We start from the raw sequence: 20,155 nt of genomic DNA on the forward strand, positions 1-20,155 counted from the left end.
AACAGCGAATATAGGGAATATCTGTTTTTAATCGATATCGATCTTTGCCCGATTTAAGCGTAAAGAATTCAAGATAACCGAAACGGAACTGAAACTCATCGCAGCGGCAGCAATCATCGGGGACAGGAGAATTCCGAAAGTAGGATATAGAAGTCCGGCAGCCAATGGAATTCCGAGTATATTATAGACGAAAGCAAAACCCAGGTTCTCCTTAATATTACGGAGTAGTTTTTGACTCAGTACCTTTGCTTTGGCTATTCCGATAAGGTCTCCTTTCAGCAAAGTGAGTGAAGCGCTTTGTATGGCAACATCGGTCCCTGTGCCCATGGCAATGCCGATATCGGCTTGAGCAAGGGCAGGGGCATCATTGATACCATCACCAGCCATAGCCACCACATGTCCTTTTTGCTGTAACGCATGAATTTCCTGCAATTTATCTTTGGGCAAGGCATTGGCTTTGAAATGCTTGATGCCAACTTGATCCGCCACAGCCCTTGCCGTATGTATATTATCTCCCGTCAGCATAACGACATCGACTTTATGCTGTATAAGATATTGGATTGCACGCTTCGAAGAGGCTTTTATTTGATCTGAAATACTAAAATACCCCAATAAGCTACTGTCTTTTGCAAGGAAGGATACCGTCTTTCCATGGGATTGAGCAGTTTCGGCCATCTGCTTCATATCATGAGGAATTGTTATGCCGATAGACTCCATCAACAATTGATTGCCCAGTGCTATGCTATGTCCAGCTATATTTCCCGTGATTCCTTGCCCGGCAACATTTTCAAAATCGGAAACTGCAAGGTCCGTTTTACTATTTTCCTTTTTTGCCCTTTCAATAATAGCATGACCTAATGGATGTGTGCTATTGGCGTTTAAAGCGGCAGCCAAAGATAATATCTCGTCTTTGCTGCTGGAAGAGTTTGGCTGAATATCATCAACGGTGGGTTTTCCTTCGGTGATGGTACCTGTTTTGTCTGTTAGAACCACATCTACATGGTTCATTTTTTCCAGCGCACTTGCATCTTTGATCAGGATCCCATGTTTGGCCCCTTTGCCGACACCCACCATGACAGACATCGGTGTAGCGAGTCCCAAGGCACAGGGGCAGGCGACAATAAGTACGGCAAGTGCATTGGCAAAGCCGAATGCTAAGGAAGCGGAAGGAACCCAAAGCCACCAGGTAAGAAATGTCAAAATTGCAATGATTATGACAATCGGAACAAATATCTCGGATACTTTATCCGTTAATCGTTGAATGGGAGCCTTGCTTCTGCTCGCATCATTGACGAGTTGAATGATCTGAGCCAGTAGGGTGTCCGAACCGATACGTTCTGCTTTCATGAGGAAACTGCGGTCGCCATTGATTGTTCCCGAACTAACATGATCTCCTTCCTGTTTTTCTACCGGAATAGGTTCACCCGTCAGCATGGATTCATCAATGTTACTGTTGCCATCCGTAATCTGCCCGTCAACGGGGATTTTGTCCCCGGGTTTTACTTTGAGTATATCTCCGAGTTGAATTTGATCTATGCCGATCTTTTTATCTATTCCATTTTCTACGCGCGTAGCTTCGGAAGGGCTCAGCTTGATCAGCTCTTTGATTGCCGAATTGGTTTTGGAATGTGCTTTGGCCTCCATCACCTGGCCTAATAATACCAAAGTCAATATGACGGTAACGGATTCGAAGTAAAGTGCAATGTAGCCATGGTGATTTTTTAATTCAGCAGGGAAGACCTGCGGAAAAAATAGGCCAACCAAACTATAGACAAACGCAGCTCCAGCACCAAGTGCAATCAGGCTAAACATATTAAGGCGCCAGGTTTTGAAAGATGCCCAGCCCCGTTGAAAAAAAGACCAACAGGTATAAAAAACAACCGGCAGGGATAAAGCCAGCTGAACCCAGCCAGACCAACTCGGCGAAATGATTTTACCTATTGGATTACCGGGAAGCATTTCGCCCATGGAAAGTATAAAGATCGGGACCGTAAATAGGATAGAGACCCATAATTTCATGCGTAGATCACGATATGTGTGATCGTCGGCCTCATCATTCCCATTGGCAATAGGCACAAGGTCCATACCGCATATAGGGCAATTTCCAGGATGATCTTGTACAATCTCAGGATGCATAGGACAGGTATATTGAAGATCTGTCTTTAACATGGGTACCTTTTCCAGATTCATGCCGCATACCGGACAGTTTCCGGGTTCATTATAGCGTTTGTCGCCCTCACAATGCATCGGACAATAGTATTGATCAGCAGACGTATGACCATGTGCTTTGTCAGGTGTAGATATTGTCTGTGATTGATGTACCGTGGCATTTGACTGAGCGGAATGATTGTGTTGCTGTTCGTGTTGGATATGCAAGGTCGCTGCATGCTCAGTATGCAGCTTATTTTTAATTGCTGTTTCTGCATCGAGCTTCACCAAATGCATACCACAAATCGGACAATTTCCTGGCTGGCTGTACGTTTTTTCACCTTCGCAATGCATGGGGCAGCCATATCTCTCCGAAGCTTGTGCTACAATGTGTTGATCGGACTGTACATCACCCTGATGCTTATGTATTTCGCTGAGTTGATAAGGACCTAATTTTGATATTATTTCCTGTAATTGCTGTAACGGAATATGTTTCTGGGATGTTACTGTCATGCTTGGCGGGTTTAAAGTTACCTCGGCATGAACCCCAGGAAGCTCATTCAATGCATGTTCGATTGTGGTTCTACATCCATCACAGGACATTCCCGAAAGTGTATAGTGGTGTTGCATAGCGTTGTCTTTGTTGCCTAAAGTTAAACGTTATATCGAGGTGATTTTTACACTTTTACCGGGTTTTCTTGTAAAATTTCCCGTTGATAATATGTGCTTCCGGTTTGCTCTCATTTTCTAGGTCGAACCAGCGTTATAGTCTTCCGGAAACGAAATATGGTGTAAAAAAAACAGCGAAACTACGCTATGGTAAACACAACCGAACTATGTTTTGTTTGCTCTGGGGATAGGTATGGGATAGGGGAATTTCCCTTTGATTAAGCCAGTAGCATTACTTGGGGATGTTTTATCAATGTATTGATGGTTACTTGTTCTTTCAGAACTGCTTCGTGAAAAGGCGCCGGGATCATCAATTTAAATGTTTTTCGGGCGGTTTTTACTAGGAAAAGAGCACCGTGAATCACTTGCTTATCGTCGATGATCAACGTGTGCTGTGTTGCCGGCTGATTGCCTAATTTTTCCTTTTCGATGAGTTGTATTAGTTGTTGCATTGTATCAGAATATTTAGCCAAAATTACCAAATACTTAGCATTTATTGTTTTTTTTCTAATCGTTGCTATTTGAAATTTATCCACTGCTTTCAACCTTTTATTATTTTTTTAATAGCTAATAATCGTTTTAGCAAAGAAGAGTTTTCAAAACATAGCGCAATCGATTGCGTATTTAGTCTGCTAAAATGCTAAATATGAGAAGGATGTATTTGCTAAAGTTTGTTTAACTTTTTTAGCTTTGTGCAACAAATATCCAATAAAACAACATTATGAGTGGTATAACTACACTAGGTCAATTTATCATTGAAAAACAGGCCGATTTTCCGTATGCTAAAGGGGAGCTTTCTAGACTACTGCGCGATATTGGAATCGCAGCAAAAATTGTAAATAGAGAGGTTAATAAAGCGGGATTGGTTGATATTTTAGGCGATGCAGGCCAGGTCAATGTGCAGGGCGAGGGACAAAAGAAACTGGATGTTTATGCCGATGAGCAGTTTATCAAAGCGCTTCAAAGTGGGGGAGAATGCTGTGTAGTTGCCTCAGAGGAACATGAAAATCCAGTGTATATCCAATCAGGGGTTTCCAAAAATGCGAAATATATTGTGTGTATTGACCCGCTGGATGGCTCAAGCAATATCGATGTTAACGTATCTGTGGGGACGATTTTTTCCATTTATCGACGAATTTCTGATACGGGTGTTTCTTGTAATAGCAATGATATTTTACAGCATGGAACGAAACAGGTCGCTGCAGGTTATGTAATCTATGGTAGTTCAACCATGTTGGTGTACACAACGGGAAAGGGCGTAAACGGATTCACATTGGATCCTTCGATCGGCGAGTTTTGTTTATCCCATCCTGATATGAAAATTCCGGCTTCGGGTCAAATTTATTCGATTAACGAAGGAAATTATTCCAAATTTCCAAACGGCGTTAAGCAATATATCAAATATTGCCAAATGGAGGAAAGTGCAACGCAACGCCCCTATGCGTCACGGTATATCGGCTCAATGGTGGCCGATATTCACCGTAATCTCCTCAAAGGGGGTATCTTTCTTTATCCAACGACTTCTGCGCACCCTAATGGTAAGCTAAGATTGATGTATGAGTGCAATCCAATTGCCTTCATCATTGAGCAGGCAGGGGGTAAAGCTTCGAATGGATCTCAGCGCATACTCGATATTGAGCCAAAAACTTTGCACCAGCGATCAGCAGCTTTTTTGGGCAATACCGATATGGTGGAATTGCTGGAAGATTTCCTGAAAAAATACAGTGATTGATTCTGTAGTGATTCAATGATAGGTAAGATTCTTTAGACAATAAGAATTATTTATCTTTGTCCTCAGAAAATGGCTTCATTATTGCGAAGCCATTTCTTTTTCACGATTTGTAATATGTTACGATTTTTAGTTTTTATTTCATTTGTTTCAGTAGTATTTTTTTCTTGTAAGGATAATCCTCCGACTTATGGCGATGTATTGGCGAAAGAGCTTGAAAATAAGTCCTATAAGGATTTTGACACAGCAGCGTATGTAAAAGTCTTCCATGAAGTATATGGCAAGGAAAAATCTCAATTGGTTAATCCAAGCTGGATGAAGGAATTATCGGATTCTACTGAAGGGATGACTTTAATTGCCGAACACCTTTTTGATGGTAGTATCGACACCATGTTAACTTACTTTGAGCGGAGTGATGCACATGGTATTCGAGCTAGTTATTTCCATACAACTGCGATTAAGGAAACATTATCTTCGCTTCGAAAACTGAAAAGCAAAGATGTTGCTGAAGTTTATCCATTATTGGCCAAACTTGACTTATTGAGTACTGATGGGCTCGTGGCTTATATCAGCAGCATAAAATATGGTGTGGTCAACCCCAAACGCCTTTATGGAAGATATTTCGTTCCTCAAAAGCGTATGAGCTATGGTAAAGTTGTACAAATGCTGGATAGTGTAAAAATTGGAACTGTGTTGACCGATATCCAACCTAAAAATAAGTATTACACCAGGTTTCAGGATTTATTGGAAAATGGGAACCTAAACAGTGCACAACGTAGCCAGGTGTTAATGGTATTGGAAAAATTGCGCTGGATGGGAGATGCTTTTCCGGAGAAATATGTATTTGTGAACATACCTGAACAACGATTACATATTATGGAAGAAGGGAAGACAAGTCAACTGATGAATGTGTGTGTAGGTGAAACTGATAATCCGGCTTATACGCGAAAAGGTGAGAACCACGAGACGCCTGTCATGCAAGGGGTGTTGGATGCCATGCAAGTAAATCCCGTATGGAATATTCCAAGCAGTATTGTCAAGAAAGAGTTATTGTCAAGCGTTCGAAATAATCCAAACTATCTGGCCTCGCGTAATATGGTAGCCTATTACAAAGGTAAACAAGTGGACCCTGCAACGGTCAACTGGAATTCGGATTCTGTGGAGAATTTTCGTTTTAAACAAAATCCTGGCTCGGATAATTCATTGGGGAATGTGAAGTTTTTGTTTGAGAACCCCTATTCCATTTATCTGCACGATACGCCTGCAAAACAAATGTTTGGGCAGAGCAATCGCGCCGTGAGCCATGGTTGTGTGCGTGTTGAAAAACCCGTTGATTTGGCGTCTTACCTTGTCAATAATGAAAAACAGGCCGAAAAAATTGCAAAAGAAATTACCACAGATTCGATCTCAAAATCACGTTGGGTAACACTTAAACGGCAGATGCCAGTTTATATCACCTACTATACGACCTGGTTGGATGACGAAGGGAAAATTGTTACGTATCCGGATATATATGGTTATGATCCGCGTTTGAAGGAAGCGTTAAAGAAATATTGGACAAATTAATCAAAAAGGCTTAACTCATTTAGTTAAGCCTTTTTTTATCGCTAGTATTCAGAGTTGTAGGCTAGTGCTATCCGTACAAAAGGATAGTCTTTGTTGACATTGTTATGGTCTTGATAATGACCTTCCAATCTAAAGTAACCGGAGTAAAGGTTGACACCGAAATTTTTCCAGATACGCATTGAAGCACTCGTGGATACCGCGTGTAGAAAATGGTGGGATTTGTTGCCACTGATTGTGACAAAATATCCGCCACGATAATCTACACCAAATTTAAAGCGGTTTAATGTGCTCAATGTGGCTGAAGCCCTAACATCTGCCCCGGGGCCATAATCGTATGTGCGGCTTTCACCAAAATGGAGATAAGGATCAGGTACAGCAGCCAATACCACTGGACCACCACCAAGGATGGTTGTCAGCTTGGTACGGCTACCAATATTGAAGTTTGAAAAAACATTGTAATTGATGCTCTGTGATCCGTAATAAAAAGCTTCATTGCGTAGAAAGTCGAAGTGCGCAGACACGATACCACGATGACGTCCTGTTAAATTGGATAAAATACGGTTACCGTATAACGAGGCATACACATTGACCGCATTGACGATGGAACTATCATCTGATCCAAGTTCCAAATTAAGGAAGAAGTCATCAAAGGGTTTCTTTTTGTCTAGATCATCGTTGGTGTAAATCAGTTTGATACGGGCATAGATGTCATTCTTTCCTTTATTCAAGATGTCATGTTCCTTGGCATCAAACCGTCTTAGCCCCAATTCAACTTCAGTGTGTACTAAAGAACTGTCGACCACGGCACCTTTTACCTGATCTCCCCAGCGCCCGTCGAGCAGACGGTTTAGCCCGTTTATCGGATTGATCAACATGGCCAATAGTTCTTTTTTATTGCGTTGTCCTTTGGTCAGGCTTGGGCGCGAAAGAATATGATGCGATAGTCTATGGGTCATTTCACCTAAAATAGTACCGCCAAAACTTGTGTTGATGATATCATTGATAGATGGTGGTTCTGTTTCACCTGCAGTTTCCCAGATATAGCTACCAGCTACGGTTGCTGCTGTCGATTGTAAAAAACTGTAGTTGTTGGATCGTAACGAATTAAAATAAAACTGACCGTGATAAGGATGCGCTATTTGATTTGTTGCAAAAAGATTGTCGTCCCAGGTCCAGGCAGACAGTTTTAAATGGCTAAAGAAGTTTTTAAAGGAAATATGGGAAACAGGATCTTTTCGAATGAAGTAATTAACCGAAGCAGGAATAGCTTGGATGGAAAACCACTCAATTCCCGCCCTTAAGAAGTTCTTCTTTTGGTACTCGAATAGACTGTCTGTTTGTTTTACGTTGATAAGATGATTGTTCCAAAGTCGTGGTTGCTCATCGCGGTACATGGGATATTTTTCGACAGGTTTCGCTCGAAATAGGCTATCTGAAGTCATTAAGGAATCTCTAGCTGGTAGGAATGCAGCCTTACTAGGCCGTATACTCCCGAGCTGGACAAGCAACAAAATGATATATATTAAGAGACTATAATGACGTTGGTTAATGCGTTGTTTAATCGAAATGAACATACTGTTTTGCGATAAAATTTGTAAAGAATAACAAATATTGGGGAAAAGTGTTTGTGTGATTAGTACCTTTGCGGCAATTATCCTGTTCAAGTAATTTAAAAATGAACAATACCTTTGAAATATTCAATATAAAATCGATTAATCTTAAGAATGAGTTGTTTGCAGGATTAACGGTCGCAATGACAATGATTCCGGAATCACTCTCATTTGCAATTTTAGCCGGGCTACCACCATTGACGGGACTTTATGCAGCATTTTTAATGGGTTTGATCACTTCCGTTTTGGGAGGTAGGCCAGGGATGGTCTCGGGAGGTGCTGGCGCAACAGTAATTGTATTGATGGCCCTGGCGGCACGTCACGGTATTGATTACCTGTTTGCTGCTGTCGTCTTTGCGGGGCTCCTGCAATTTTTAGTCGGGCTTTTTAAATGGGGGAAATTTGTACGCTTAATTCCGCAGCCCGTTATGTACGGTTTTTTGAACGGACTGGCCATTATCATTTTTATGGCTCAAGTAGTCCAATTTAAGGTGAATACCGGACAGGGAGCGGAGTGGATGTCGGGAAGTACCTTATACATCATGGGGGGACTGACTCTGCTGACGATGTTGATTGTGATTGGATTTCCTCGGATAACGAAGGCTGTTCCAGCCTCTTTAATCGCGATTCTGGTTGTATTTGGTCTGGTTTCTCTTTTAGGTATTGATACCAAAAAAGTAGTAGATATTGCCTCTGTTAGTGGGACATTACCCCATCTACATTTACCTAATGTACCCCTGAGCTGGGAAACATTGCAATTTATTTTTCCGTATTCTTTGGTGATGGCTGGGGTGGGGTTGGTGGAATCGCTTCTGACACTGAACATGGTGGACGAAATAACGGCGAGTAAAGGAAATGCAAACCGCGAATCCATGGCGCAGGGGATAGCCAATACAATCAATGGATTTTTTGGAGGAATGGGTGGCTGTGCCATGGTTGCTCAAACACTGGTCAATTTAAATGCTGGTGCGCGTACGCGACTTTCTTCTTTTATTGGAGCGATGACCATCTTAGTGATTATTTTGGTAGGTGCTCCTTTTATTGAGCAGATACCCATGGCCGCGCTGGTCGGTGTGATGATGATGGTGGCCATTGGAACCTTCCAATGGGTGAGCTTACGGATTGTCAATAAATTTCCCAAATCAGATATTTTCGTTGGGATTATTGTCGCCGGAATTACCGTGGTTTTACATAATTTGGCACTTGCGGTGCTGATTGGTGTAGTGGTATCCGCACTTGTATTTGCCTGGGATAATGCGAAGCGCATTCGGGCAAGAAAATATTTGGATGCCGAGGGCATCAAGCATTATGAAATCTATGGACCTCTTTTCTTTGGTTCAACAGCTAATTTTTTGGATAAATTTGATGTTTTGGAAGATCCCGAGCGCGTGATTTTAGATTTTAAGGAAAGTCGTGTGGTGGATATGTCCGCAGTGGATGCACTCAACAAAATTACCGAACGCTACGCTGCACAAGGAAAAAAAATAGAATTGTGGCACCTCAGTGAAGATTGTCGCTCTTTGTTAAAAAATGCGGCGGGCATTGTGAAGGTCAATATCATGGAAGATCCAACCTATCGGGTCATGCCGGGCAAGTAGACTCTTTTTTGCGCAGCTCAAAAAACAGTTCATTTCCCTGTCTTTGAGGAATACTGTTGGTTGAATCTGTCAGCTGTAAAATGTCAAATTGCGATGCGAATAATTGTTGATATTCCGTTTGATCTCCACCGAAAGGTGGTCCTTGTTGCGCAAATTCCCGTTTAAACAATAAGCCCATCAGTATACTCTGAGGCTTGAGCAAAGTATGCATTTGTTGTACATAGCTGGGACGTAATGAAGGATCCAGTGCACAAAAAAATGTTTGCTCAATTATATAGTCGTACTGACCCTTGTGCTGGAAGAAATCTTGACATACAATCTGGATCTGAGGGCTATTGGCGAACTCCTTTCTTACCTTTGCAACGAGGGTCGGAGCGATGTCAAGTAAGGTAATTTGATGGAACCCCATGTCAAGTAGAGTCTTTGCTTCATAGGCATTTCCACAACCGGGAATTAGAATAGATGCATCTTTGGCAATAGACTCCGCTGCATAATTGATAATAGCAGGAGAGGCATAGCCAATATCCCAGCCTGTTGCTTTGTTCTTATAACGTTCATCCCAATAATTTTCATCCAATAATGAAGAATTCATAGCTGTTTTGTTCTATATGCTTTAGCAATTTACATAAATATTAGGTCAATAGGGTGCTTCTCTTTGCTGAAAATTGCTTTTAGCTACCCGCTCGGAAGTTGATTTTATTTAGTTGATTTGCACTATCGTGGTCAAAGTTGATTGGTAAGACATCGTATTGGAGAGAAATCTTGAAATTCACTTGTATTCCATACGATATTAAAATTTATAGCGTTCAATTACTCTAGTAGGGATAATCCCCTCATGTTTTTAGATGAATTATATTAAAGTAGTTTTATTTATTGTTTTATTTCTAATTGTTGGTCTTGCCTACGCTAATCAAGATTGGAATGGTTTGGAGAGCGCGCATCACTATATCGGTTATTTGTTGTTATCACTCTATATATCGGGCTCAACACTGTTTATGTATAAACCTCTTAAAGGGGATCGAAAACTAAAACGACATTTTTTTATTCGATTTTCTGTAGTCTGTATCGCCTTTCTGCTACTTCTTGTCCCATATTTGATTCTTAAACAACAAAATGATGCTTTGGGGGCTGGATATTTACTCTATTTTATGACCGTCAGTCTTGCAGCACCGTTGTCCATTTATGCCTTTATTGAGATCCTATGGTTATTTACCCAAAAGAAATATCCGCAAATAGGTGTTAACCTATTACTTGTTGGCTATATCTACGGCCTTTTTTTATTCAGTGGTCTATTTGGATATTAAACCTATGGGAGACACGGACTTGTCATCATCGCCTTTTAATCGGTTAAAATTAAGCATGTTTCTGCTCGTTTTTCTAGAATTACTTTTTTGTGAAAAGAATCATTGATTAAAATTGTTGTTTGCTTCTTATCCGGAAAATTGCTAATTTAATAAGGATTCTTAAACCTGAATTTAAAGAATCTCGAGACTAAACCTGATCAGGTCCTTGTTCTTGAAGATAACAATTTTATAACCAATTAATGGATTGAGGTATGATACACAAAGTAGTTTCCCTTGTATTGGGAGGAGGTCGAGGGTCGCGCCTTTTCCCATTGACACAGCAACGGTCGAAACCAGCGGTTCCAATAGCTGGAAAATATCGTTTGGTCGATATTCCGATTTCGAACTGTTTGAATTCTGGCTATAATAAGATCTTCGTACTGACGCAGTTCAATTCAGCCTCTTTGAACACACACATCAAAAATTCTTACAATTTCAGCATTTTCAGTAAGGGCTTTGTTGACATCTTGGCTGCTGAGCAGACCAATGAGGGCGATCGTTGGTTTGAGGGTACGGCTGATGCCGTTAGGCGAACGCAGAAACATCTCCTGAATGTAGATTACGACTACATTCTTGTCTTGTCTGGTGATCAGTTATACCAAATGGATTATTCGAAGCTGATTGACTTCCATGTTGAAAATGGGGGGGATGTTACCATTGCGACTATACCAGTCAATGGTAAGGATGCTACAGGATTTGGTATTTTAAAAGCGAATGAAGCAAATGAAATTACCGCTTTTGTTGAAAAGCCCGATAAGGATGAAGTATTAAATTGGACCTCAGAGGTCTCCGAGGTTTTGCATAAGCAGGGAAGACATTATCTGGCATCCATGGGGATTTATGTTTTCTCAAAAAACATCTTGCGCAACCTTTTAATTGCCAACCCCGGGATGGATTTTGGCAAGGAAATTATACCGGATGCCATTGAAGCACTTCGCGTGTTAAGTTATCAATTTGATGGTTATTGGACCGATATCGGAACCATCAAATCCTTTTTTGATGCCAATATCGGATTAACGGATGACATTCCGGATTTCAACCTGTTTAATGAAACCGTGTATACACGTGCGCGGATGCTTCCACCTTCGAAAATTTCGGGGACAACCTTGAATAATACGGTAATTGCCGATGGATGTATTTTAAATGGAGATAAACTGGAGAGGTCTGTTATTGGGATACGTTCCCGTATTGGTGAAGGGACGGTTATTAAATCGACCTACATGATGGGAACAGATTACTATGAGCAATTGGAAGAAGTATTGGAATTGGGAAATACACAAAAGCCACCACCGGTAGGCGTGGGTAAACGTTGTTATATTGAAAATGCTATTTTGGATAAGAACTGCCGTATTGGAGATGACGTTCGTATCATTGGTGGACCGGGCTTGAATGATGGCGATTTTGATACGCATATGATCTGTGACGGCATCGTTGTTGTGAAAAAAGATGCGATCATTGCCAATGGTGTTACGATAGGATTTTGATCATTTATATATGTTGAAGCGAAAGTCCGCCGTCTATTTAAAAGCTAAAACAGCGGACTTTCGTTACTTTTCCTTTGTTTAATGATAAAATGGAGATTGATGCCCAATATTGCCGTGCTGTATGGATTAATACTGTCAAAGAGATAGTTTATAAATATTATCTTTGCGCATTATAAAATTTTTTAAGGCTAAAATGATCGATTACTGGAAACAGATTGTTTTTTATTGGCTACTGGTTTTACTTTTTGTAATGCCGGTTACCTCATTTGCGCAGATCTTGTCGGAACAACCTTCGGATTCGAGCAGCAGATCTCATTTTTTTAAGAAAATTCCTTACAAAGAACTGGCTGTTCCTGTAGGATTGATCACCTATGGTATCGTTGCCAAAGGGAATCCCTTTTTAAAAGGGATAGATGAAGACATTAGAGACGGCGTTTCGAGAAGGAACAATCAAAAAATTAAGTTGGACGATTTCACACGTTTTGCTGGAACTGCCGGAGTTTTTGTGCTGGATGCGGTCGGGGTACCTGCGAAACATAACCTTAAACAACGCCTGTTCACAACGGCGGTTTCCAATATTATCATGACTTCAACCGTGAGAATTATGAAATCTACTATACCTGTTTGGCGACCCGATAGTTCAGCGAACAATTCCTTTCCTTCAGGGCATGCTGCCACTGCATTTGTTGGTGCGGAATTACTTTGGCAGGAATACAGACAGGAGTCAATTTGGTACGGAATAGCGGGGTATGCTGTTGCCGCGGGTACCGGTTATCTGCGGATGCACAATGATAAGCACTGGTTCTCGGATATCGCTATGGGAGCTGGGGTCGGGATCTTAAGTACTAAAATCGCCTATTGGTTGCTACCGCTGGTAGACAGTCGATTGCAGAATTCAAAAAAGAGTTATGTGGTATTACCAACCTATAATGGACGGCAATTTTGCCTAAATGCCAGCTTACAGTTTTAGGCTCTTTTTTTTAAGTCCCATTCGGAGCCTCTACATTGATCGTACTCGGCTCGCCTGAAAATAAAATTTCTTAGATATTATTCGTACAGGGATATAAATCCACTTTAAATCCCTGTGTTCACTACCGTTTTTAGGTGTCCTACCTGAAGATTGGGACTGCTGTGTCCGGCATTTCCATTCCCTGTTTTAAGCATGTAACGTTTCTGTGAATTTTGGATTAAAAAATCATATTAGTTTCGTTAATAAGATTTTGTTTTTTAAATTTAATAGACAATCTAATCCACTTTTGCTGTTTTTTATAAAAAGAAAGACATGCAAAGTCAATAAACCAAAGTTGAACCCTACGGTTCTTTATTATTTTAAACCAATTTGTAATTATGATGAGAAATTTTTTTCTTCATGGAAAGGCGAGACCCATTAGCCTTTTGGGGCTCTGCCTGCTGTTTAGTCAGCCTGATTCTTACGCGCTGAATCTGGATCCGATCAATGCTATTGTCGATCAGGATCAGGTTACAGGGATCATCAAAGATGAAAAAGGTCAGGTATTAGCCGGTGCTACCATCACCGTCAAAGGAACATCCGTTCAAACGTCCTCCAATCAACAAGGTGTTTTTTCTATTCGCGCAAAGCGCGGTGATGTTTTGGTCGTGAACTACCAAGGGTTTACAAAACAGGAGGTGGCCGTTTCCGCAGGTAATGTGAACGTGGTCATGGTATCGAGTGATCAAGCACTTGAAGAAGTCGTGATCATTGGCTATGGTAAGCAGCGGAAAGGGAATATTACCGGTTCGGTCGCTACCGTCAATGCAGAACAGTTAAAAAACATCCCCAGTTCAAATCTTTCCAATTCACTCGCCGGTAGAGCTGCAGGTGTCAATGTCACCAATACTTCGGGGATGGCCGGAGCATCGTCGAGCTTGCGTATACGGGGGAGTTTTGCCGAGCCACTCTATGTAATTGATGGCGTGGTTCGCGATAAAGCTGCATTCGATGTGCTTGAAGCGAACGAGGTTGACCAAATGACCTTCTTAAAAGATGCTGCAACAGCCGCAGTGTATGGCACCCGGGCCGGTAATGGCGTAGTGGTGGTAACGACAAAAAAAGGAACGGCGCAAGCACCTGTTTTTAATGTACAAAGTAATTATACTTTCAATACGCCAACACAGGAGCTCCTTGCTAATTTAACGACTGCGCAAGATGAACTCACTTATCAAAACCGGGTCGCCGAATTTCGTGGTCTTTCTATCCCCAATGGACAAAAAGAGTTTGATTATTTCAAGGACAAAAATTACAATGCTAATGACGTTATCTGGCGCAATCCGTTTACACATCGACAATCAATATCGGTTAATGGGGGTGGCGACAAAATTACTTATTATAGCTTGCTGAGCTACCGTAAAGAAAATGGATCTTATAAATCTTTGGATCATGAGAAATTTAATCTAAGGAGCAATATTTCCGCACAGATTACCGAAGATTTTAGCATGGATTTTAATATTTCAGCCAACCAGACTAATTCGAAGCGCTTTTTTTGGCCATTCAGCACATCTTCGAACGATGATGATTTTGATGTATCCGATTTCTACCGTGTTACATTCAACTGGCCAAAGATGTATCCGTTTTACCTGAATGCAGACGGAACACCGAGCAATACACCTACGGCTTATCCTGTACAGACGCCTATGGGAAGCTGGCAGGCGTGGAATGTGATCGATCAGGTCATTGGGGATCGCTATATAGACCGTAAAGTGCGGCAGGTCAATCCTATTATGACCCTAAACTTGAAGCTGGATAAATTGGTACAGGGCCTTTCGACAAAAGTTGTCGGAAGTTACATTGCTCAAGACTATATGCGCAAGCGTTATATGAGTTTTCAAAAGAACTATACCTTTACTTCTTTAAACCCGAATGACAACCGCTTTATACCAGCTCCGCCATCAGAAGCGAATATTAATATTTTTACTTTTAGTCAGAGCCAGCCTTTCATGGATTACAGCCCACAACGATTGTGGGAATATCAGGTAAACTGGTTTTTAAACTATAACCGCAAGTTTGGTAAACATTCCGTCGACGGAACATTGGTTTATGAACAGTCCAAAAAAGGAGGGACTTATGTCACTTCACGGGCAGAAAATCCAATTACAGCCCTGGATCAAATGTTTATTTATCCTACAGATCGCAACTTTAGGTCGACAACTGCCAATGAAACGATCGATTCGAGACGTGGTATCATCGGGCGTGCCAACTACAATTATGCGGATAAATATATTGCGGAGTTTTCTTTTCGTTATGATGGTTCACCATTATTTCCGACGGATAAGCGGTGGGGATTTTTTCCTTCAGTATCAGCAGCCTGGCGTGTGTCGGACGAAAACTTCTTTACGGATATAAAAAATACGATATCGGATTTGAAGTTCAGAGCTTCTTATGGTACAACGGGTAACGATTTGGATGTCAATGCCAATCGAATCGGGCAATTTGGTTATTTAGAAAAGTATACAACCTCGGGCGGTTATATGTTTGGTGACCGCTATTATAACGGTATTGCGTATGGTGCAACCCCAACACAAAATCTAACCTGGACAACTTCTAAGAGTGTCAACTTGGGTTTAGATTTTGGATTTGTTAATAATAAGCTGACCGGTAGCCTTGATCTGTTTTCACGCAAGGAAACCAATATTCTTGGTCCAAGATCGCTGAAGGTCCCTGACAATTACGGTCGTGCACTTGCTCCTGAAAACTATGCGGCGAGAAGTTATAAAGGCGGCGAGATTTCTTTTAACTGGAATGACAAGGTTGGTGAAGTGGCTTATGGTCTCAATGCCAATCTGGGGTATGCCAAAGACCGTTGGGACATCATTGACGAAGAACCATCTTATGCATCGGGCCAGCCGCAGAATTTTCGCTCCAGAATTGGACGACCTGAGAATAGAATTATCGGCTTAGAATCCCTTGGTTTGGTTAGGACACAGACTGAAGCTGATGCGTTGAAAGCAAAAGGATTTAAGACCTACGGAAGGGATCCTTTTCCTGGGATGATCTTATATAAAGATATTCAGGGGGCGAATTACTCAGGTGGTCCGGATGGGAAAATTGATGATAACGATTTGCAGTTATTGTCGGACAATAATTCTCCGCGCATCAATTATGGGTTTGGATTCAATGCGAGCTGGAAGGGTTTTTATGTCTCGGCCTTATTTCAGGGAGTTCTTGCTTATGATCGCATGATCAGTAATCAAGAAGGCGGTGGAATGCGTCAGCACGGTGATACCTTCCGTCCATATTATCCAATTTGGGCTTCCGATGTCTGGACACCGGATAATACCGACGCCAAATATCCGCGGCCAACAGGATACTCTGGATGGGCCGAATCCGGTGCAGCCCCTTCGTCATTCTGGATAAGAAATGGAGCCTATTTGCGCTTACGTGACATTAATGTTTCTTATCGATTGCCGAAGAGCATGACGGAGAAACTGCGTGTGAAAGATGTCAATCTGTTTTTTAATGGGACCAATTTGTTTGTTTTTTCGCCAATGAAAGAGTTTCATGATCCCGAACAAAAGCTGTATGATTCTTATCCAGTCATGAAAACCTTTACGTTTGGACTTGATGTTAAATTTTAAATGAAAAAAAGATGAAAAAAATATATTATCCTTTAATTGCATTGGCTTTGTGCATGTCCTCCTGTAAAAATGTATTGGACATTGAGGACCTCAATTCGCTGGATGAAGCCAAGGTATGGGCTGATCCAAATCTAGTGAACGGCTATCTTGCCAATTTATATCCACTATTTGGTAACTGGAATTCTGGTGCGGACGGAAATTCGGAACAACTAATCGGCATCGCTTTTCCATTGGATGCGGTTACCGTCAACAATGGTTCTTACAAATCATGGGATTATACAACCATCCGGAAAATCAATACGGCCATACAGAAAGTCAATGAAAGTACTTCATTAAAAGACGATTTTAAAAAAACGGTGATTGGCCAAGCGTTGTTTATGCGTGCCTTTATGTATTTTAACATGGTCAGGATCCACGGCGGTGTTCCTTATATTACTGTACCGCAAGACCTAAAAAATGATGATCTTAATGTGCCCCGCAATTCGACAAAAGAATGTTTTGATCTGATCGTTAAAGATCTGGATCAGGCAATTTCACAATTGCCAAAAACAATTGCAAAAGGAACAGCAGATTATGGGAAAATTGATGGTGATTTTGCAGCCGCTTTTAAAGCAAAGGTATTGTTATATAAGGCTTCTCCACAGTTTAACCCTTCCAATCCTTATGGAAATGCCTATTGGCAGGAGGCCAATACCGCAAATAAATTAGCTTATGATCAGCTTAAGGCGGATGGCTATAGTTTGACTTCAGATTATTCCAACATTGCGCTGGTAGAAAAGGGGCCGGAGGTTGTTTTTGCTGTGATTAATACCTATCCAAATAAAGTTGCCAATTGGGATAATGGTGTACGTCCGGGATCTGAAAGTAGGGGGCCGGCAAGTTCCGTTCCATCCTGGGAATTTGTAAAAGCTTTTCCAATGAAAGATGGAAAGTTATATTCCGATCAAGCGGGTAAATACCATAAGACAGAAGATCAATTTTTACAATCCTATTGGGAAAACCGCGATCCGCGTTTTGACAAGTCTATTGTGTGGAATGCCAAAATCTATGAAGTTTCCGGCAAGACTGGCAAAAGACAATACACTTCTGTCGGTATTGCTCCGGCTTTAGATGACTTTGGCATTAACCCGAAGGCAAAAACTCCATCGTCCAATTTGGATCGATATAGCGGGTTTTTTATCTTAAAAAATTCCAAACTGTCATTAAAGCAAACCGAAGTGGAAACTCAGTATGATGTCGACTTTGTGTTGATGCGCTATGCCGAGGTCCTATTGAATTATGCTGAAACGGCAAATGAAACAGGAGATTTTGCGACAGCCTTAGACCTGGTTACGCAAATTAGGAAAAGAGCGGGAATCGAGCCGGGCGCAGACAATAAATTTGGCATAACAGCAACCACGAAGGAACAAATGCGCGAGGCCATTTTGGCAGAGCGTAATATTGAGTTCTGTTTTGAGGGACATCGTTTTTGGGATTTAAGAAGGTTACGTAAGCTCAATATACTGAACAATACAACCAAACATGGAGTTGAAGCGATAGCAATAAATTCAAATGGAACGGAGATGAATCTGGATGATGCCAATGCATTGGCCAAAACATATACATTGAAGGAAAATCAGTTCAAATATAGCGTCTTGCAGGTGCCCAGTACAGGAAACAAAGTGAATTTGGTACCCGATACCTATTATTTCTTTCCCGTCGCGCAGTCGGTCATTGACAAGAACCCAAATATCAAGCAGAATAAAGATTGGGGCGGAACATTTAATCCAACCATGGAATAGTATTTTTGTCTAAACCTATTCAATAAAAAACACCCGCAACAGCTAAAGCCGTTGCGGGTGTTTTATTTAAATCTCATTTATGGTGAGTTTATTAATCACCCGATTGAGCCTTATTTGGATGATAATTTAAAAACTCTTGAACTGAGTCTACCCTGGCCTTTGATTTTGATTTCTTTCGGATAGAGTTCCAAAAGTCCATAGGCGTTGCTGGTAGCTGTTTCGATCATACCCTCCATGGTTACAAAAGGAATATTATTTGCCATTACATAATTGCCTTTATGATTATGACCGGAAAGTACCAACTTAACTTCGGGGAATTTGTATAGTATATCAAGAACCTCCCGGTTATTGAGTGTTTCATAGCCGTTTTCTGGCAATAAAGGATGATGTGTCAATACGATCACATGCTCTTTGTTTTTCCACGCTTGGGCAAGTTCGTTTTGTAACCATTCGAGTTGTTTACGGTCAACTCCGCCATTCCAGGGTTGCGTATTTTTCCTTCCGCTTGTCTGTAGGCTATCCACCAGGGTTTTCCATTCACGTTGGTCTGCTGAATTGGGCGTTGTGGCATATTCACTGAGCGCATTCGTATTTAAGAAAACAAACCGCCATTTTCCTTTTGTAAATGCATAGTATTTAGCTGGCATCCCAAAAGCAGTGTGCAAAAGATCCGGTTTGGATACGTTAACATAGTCGTGGTTTCCAAGTAGACAATAAGTCGTTTTTTTTAAGGGGGAGAGATGTTCTAACAGTACTGGAAGATCTTTTGGACCTTCGTCGACAAGATCGCCAAGAATCAATGAAAAATCGACCTTATTGCGATTGAAGAAGTCTACAGCCGTATCGACCTTCATTAATGAATTGTGGTAGAAACGGCTACCGTGGTCTGTTTTGTCTGCGTATTGCATATCGGCCATGATACCGATACGGAGGACCGGTGTGTTGGATTGTGCCATGCTGAATAAGCCGGGTAAAGAGCAGATGACGAATATGGAAAGAAACTTCCATTCCTGTTTGATTTTTAAGCCAATCTGTTTCATTTTTTTAGCGTTTTAAAATATGTTGCTATAAGAATATATTAGTCCGTATTCCGGTAATGTTGCTTTGCTGTCTGTTTAGTCTATTTTTTGAACCACTGTTCTAGGTAATTGATTATAATGTTATCACGAGTATACTGAGAATAAATTAGAGATTCAAGTAAATTGAATACACAAACGTTTGTGTAAATTGATGGATCACTAACGAATTATAAATAATTGCCAACACATATAAACTATCGATTTTTTAGCTATTGTAATACTGTAAATTGGCGATTGTGGTGTTTAACGAATAAAAGGTTTTAACTTCTGTGTTGATTGTAATTTTTTAAGGACTTATTATTTGAAACGAAATGCAAAAATAAATACGTATGATAAAGAAAATCCTGATTAGCTTGACTTCAATTACCATTATTGGCTGTTGCTGGTTTTTTTTACGCTATTCGACGCTATCGACTTGGCGCCTACGCAAAATAATCATTTGGCAAGTGAGGGAAAATGGAAAATAGAGCAGCGGGCTGATATTGTCAATAGGACAAGCTGGTCGTTGTTCTGCAAAACATGGATGACTAGTATTCAAAAAAAACGTATTTTCAC

13 protein-coding genes are annotated in these 20,155 nt (G+C 41.0%); 8 read left to right on the forward strand and 5 right to left on the reverse strand.

Features of this window, described 5'->3' with window-relative positions; genetic code table 11:
• Nucleotides 1-27: 27 nt before the first annotated feature.
• Both L1283_RS20785 and L1283_RS20790 read right to left on the reverse strand, forming a co-directional pair.
• Nucleotides 28-2,778 carry a heavy metal translocating P-type ATPase gene (locus L1283_RS20785; protein WP_286851526.1) on the reverse strand — a complete coding sequence of 917 codons (2,751 nt, stop codon included), beginning with the start codon at nucleotides 2,776-2,778 and terminating at the stop codon, nucleotides 28-30.
• Nucleotides 2,779-3,035: 257 nt separating this feature from the next.
• The gene (locus L1283_RS20790; protein ID WP_248933457.1) at nucleotides 3,036-3,269 is read right to left on the reverse strand and encodes a hypothetical protein; all 234 of its coding nucleotides are present in this window, start codon (nucleotides 3,267-3,269) and stop codon (nucleotides 3,036-3,038) included.
• A 269-nt stretch (nucleotides 3,270-3,538) separates the two neighbouring features.
• Between L1283_RS20790 and fbp the strand changes: the two genes are divergently transcribed.
• Nucleotides 3,539-4,549 (forward strand): class 1 fructose-bisphosphatase, encoded by a 1,011-nt coding sequence (fbp, locus tag L1283_RS20795; protein ID WP_088161098.1) that lies wholly within the window; start codon nucleotides 3,539-3,541, stop codon nucleotides 4,547-4,549.
• A 114-nt stretch (nucleotides 4,550-4,663) separates the two neighbouring features.
• Nucleotides 4,664-6,112 carry a L,D-transpeptidase family protein gene (locus L1283_RS20800; RefSeq protein WP_286851527.1) on the forward strand — a complete coding sequence of 483 codons (1,449 nt, stop codon included), beginning with the start codon at nucleotides 4,664-4,666 and terminating at the stop codon, nucleotides 6,110-6,112.
• A gap of 41 nt (nucleotides 6,113-6,153) precedes the next feature.
• Here the strand turns inward: L1283_RS20800 and L1283_RS20805 are convergent, their stop codons facing one another.
• The gene (locus tag L1283_RS20805) at nucleotides 6,154-7,686 is read right to left on the reverse strand and encodes a DUF3943 domain-containing protein (protein ID WP_286851529.1); all 1,533 of its coding nucleotides are present in this window, start codon (nucleotides 7,684-7,686) and stop codon (nucleotides 6,154-6,156) included.
• A 101-nt stretch (nucleotides 7,687-7,787) separates the two neighbouring features.
• On the opposite strand from L1283_RS20805, the gene L1283_RS20810 reads away from it, so the two are divergent.
• Nucleotides 7,788-9,320 (forward strand): SulP family inorganic anion transporter, encoded by a 1,533-nt coding sequence (locus tag L1283_RS20810; protein WP_286851530.1) that lies wholly within the window; start codon nucleotides 7,788-7,790, stop codon nucleotides 9,318-9,320.
• On the opposite strand, the gene L1283_RS20815 is transcribed toward L1283_RS20810, so the two are convergent.
• Entirely contained in the window at nucleotides 9,304-9,912 is a 609-nt protein-coding gene (locus L1283_RS20815; RefSeq protein WP_145327436.1) for a methyltransferase domain-containing protein, read from the reverse strand. The genes L1283_RS20810 and L1283_RS20815 overlap by 17 nt on opposite strands.
• A gap of 253 nt (nucleotides 9,913-10,165) precedes the next feature.
• Between L1283_RS20815 and L1283_RS20820 the strand changes: the two genes are divergently transcribed.
• The 5 genes from L1283_RS20820 to L1283_RS20840 all read left to right on the forward strand — a co-directional run bounded on the left by L1283_RS20820 (nucleotide 10,166) and on the right by L1283_RS20840 (nucleotide 18,521).
• Nucleotides 10,166-10,624 carry a hypothetical protein gene (locus tag L1283_RS20820; protein WP_145327435.1) on the forward strand — a complete coding sequence of 153 codons (459 nt, stop codon included), beginning with the start codon at nucleotides 10,166-10,168 and terminating at the stop codon, nucleotides 10,622-10,624.
• A 251-nt stretch (nucleotides 10,625-10,875) separates the two neighbouring features.
• Nucleotides 10,876-12,147 carry a glucose-1-phosphate adenylyltransferase gene (locus L1283_RS20825; RefSeq protein WP_145327434.1) on the forward strand — a complete coding sequence of 424 codons (1,272 nt, stop codon included), beginning with the start codon at nucleotides 10,876-10,878 and terminating at the stop codon, nucleotides 12,145-12,147.
• Nucleotides 12,148-12,310: 163 nt separating this feature from the next.
• Complete coding sequence (locus L1283_RS20830; protein WP_286851535.1) at nucleotides 12,311-13,117, forward strand: phosphatase PAP2 family protein; 807 nt, start codon at nucleotides 12,311-12,313, stop codon at nucleotides 13,115-13,117.
• A 377-nt stretch (nucleotides 13,118-13,494) separates the two neighbouring features.
• A complete protein-coding gene (locus L1283_RS20835; protein ID WP_429626414.1) occupies nucleotides 13,495-16,740 on the forward strand; it encodes a SusC/RagA family TonB-linked outer membrane protein in 3,246 nt (1,081 codons plus the stop codon).
• An 11-nt stretch (nucleotides 16,741-16,751) separates the two neighbouring features.
• The gene (locus L1283_RS20840) at nucleotides 16,752-18,521 is read left to right on the forward strand and encodes a RagB/SusD family nutrient uptake outer membrane protein (protein ID WP_286851537.1); all 1,770 of its coding nucleotides are present in this window, start codon (nucleotides 16,752-16,754) and stop codon (nucleotides 18,519-18,521) included.
• Between the two features lie 110 nt (nucleotides 18,522-18,631).
• On the opposite strand, the gene L1283_RS20845 is transcribed toward L1283_RS20840, so the two are convergent.
• Nucleotides 18,632-19,561 (reverse strand): metallophosphoesterase, encoded by a 930-nt coding sequence (locus tag L1283_RS20845; RefSeq protein WP_429626415.1) that lies wholly within the window; start codon nucleotides 19,559-19,561, stop codon nucleotides 18,632-18,634.
• Nucleotides 19,562-20,155 lie beyond the last annotated feature (594 nt).

The organism is Sphingobacterium sp. HSC-15S19, assembly GCF_050433745.1.
In the GTDB taxonomy this organism is placed as follows: domain Bacteria; phylum Bacteroidota; class Bacteroidia; order Sphingobacteriales; family Sphingobacteriaceae; genus Sphingobacterium; species Sphingobacterium siyangense.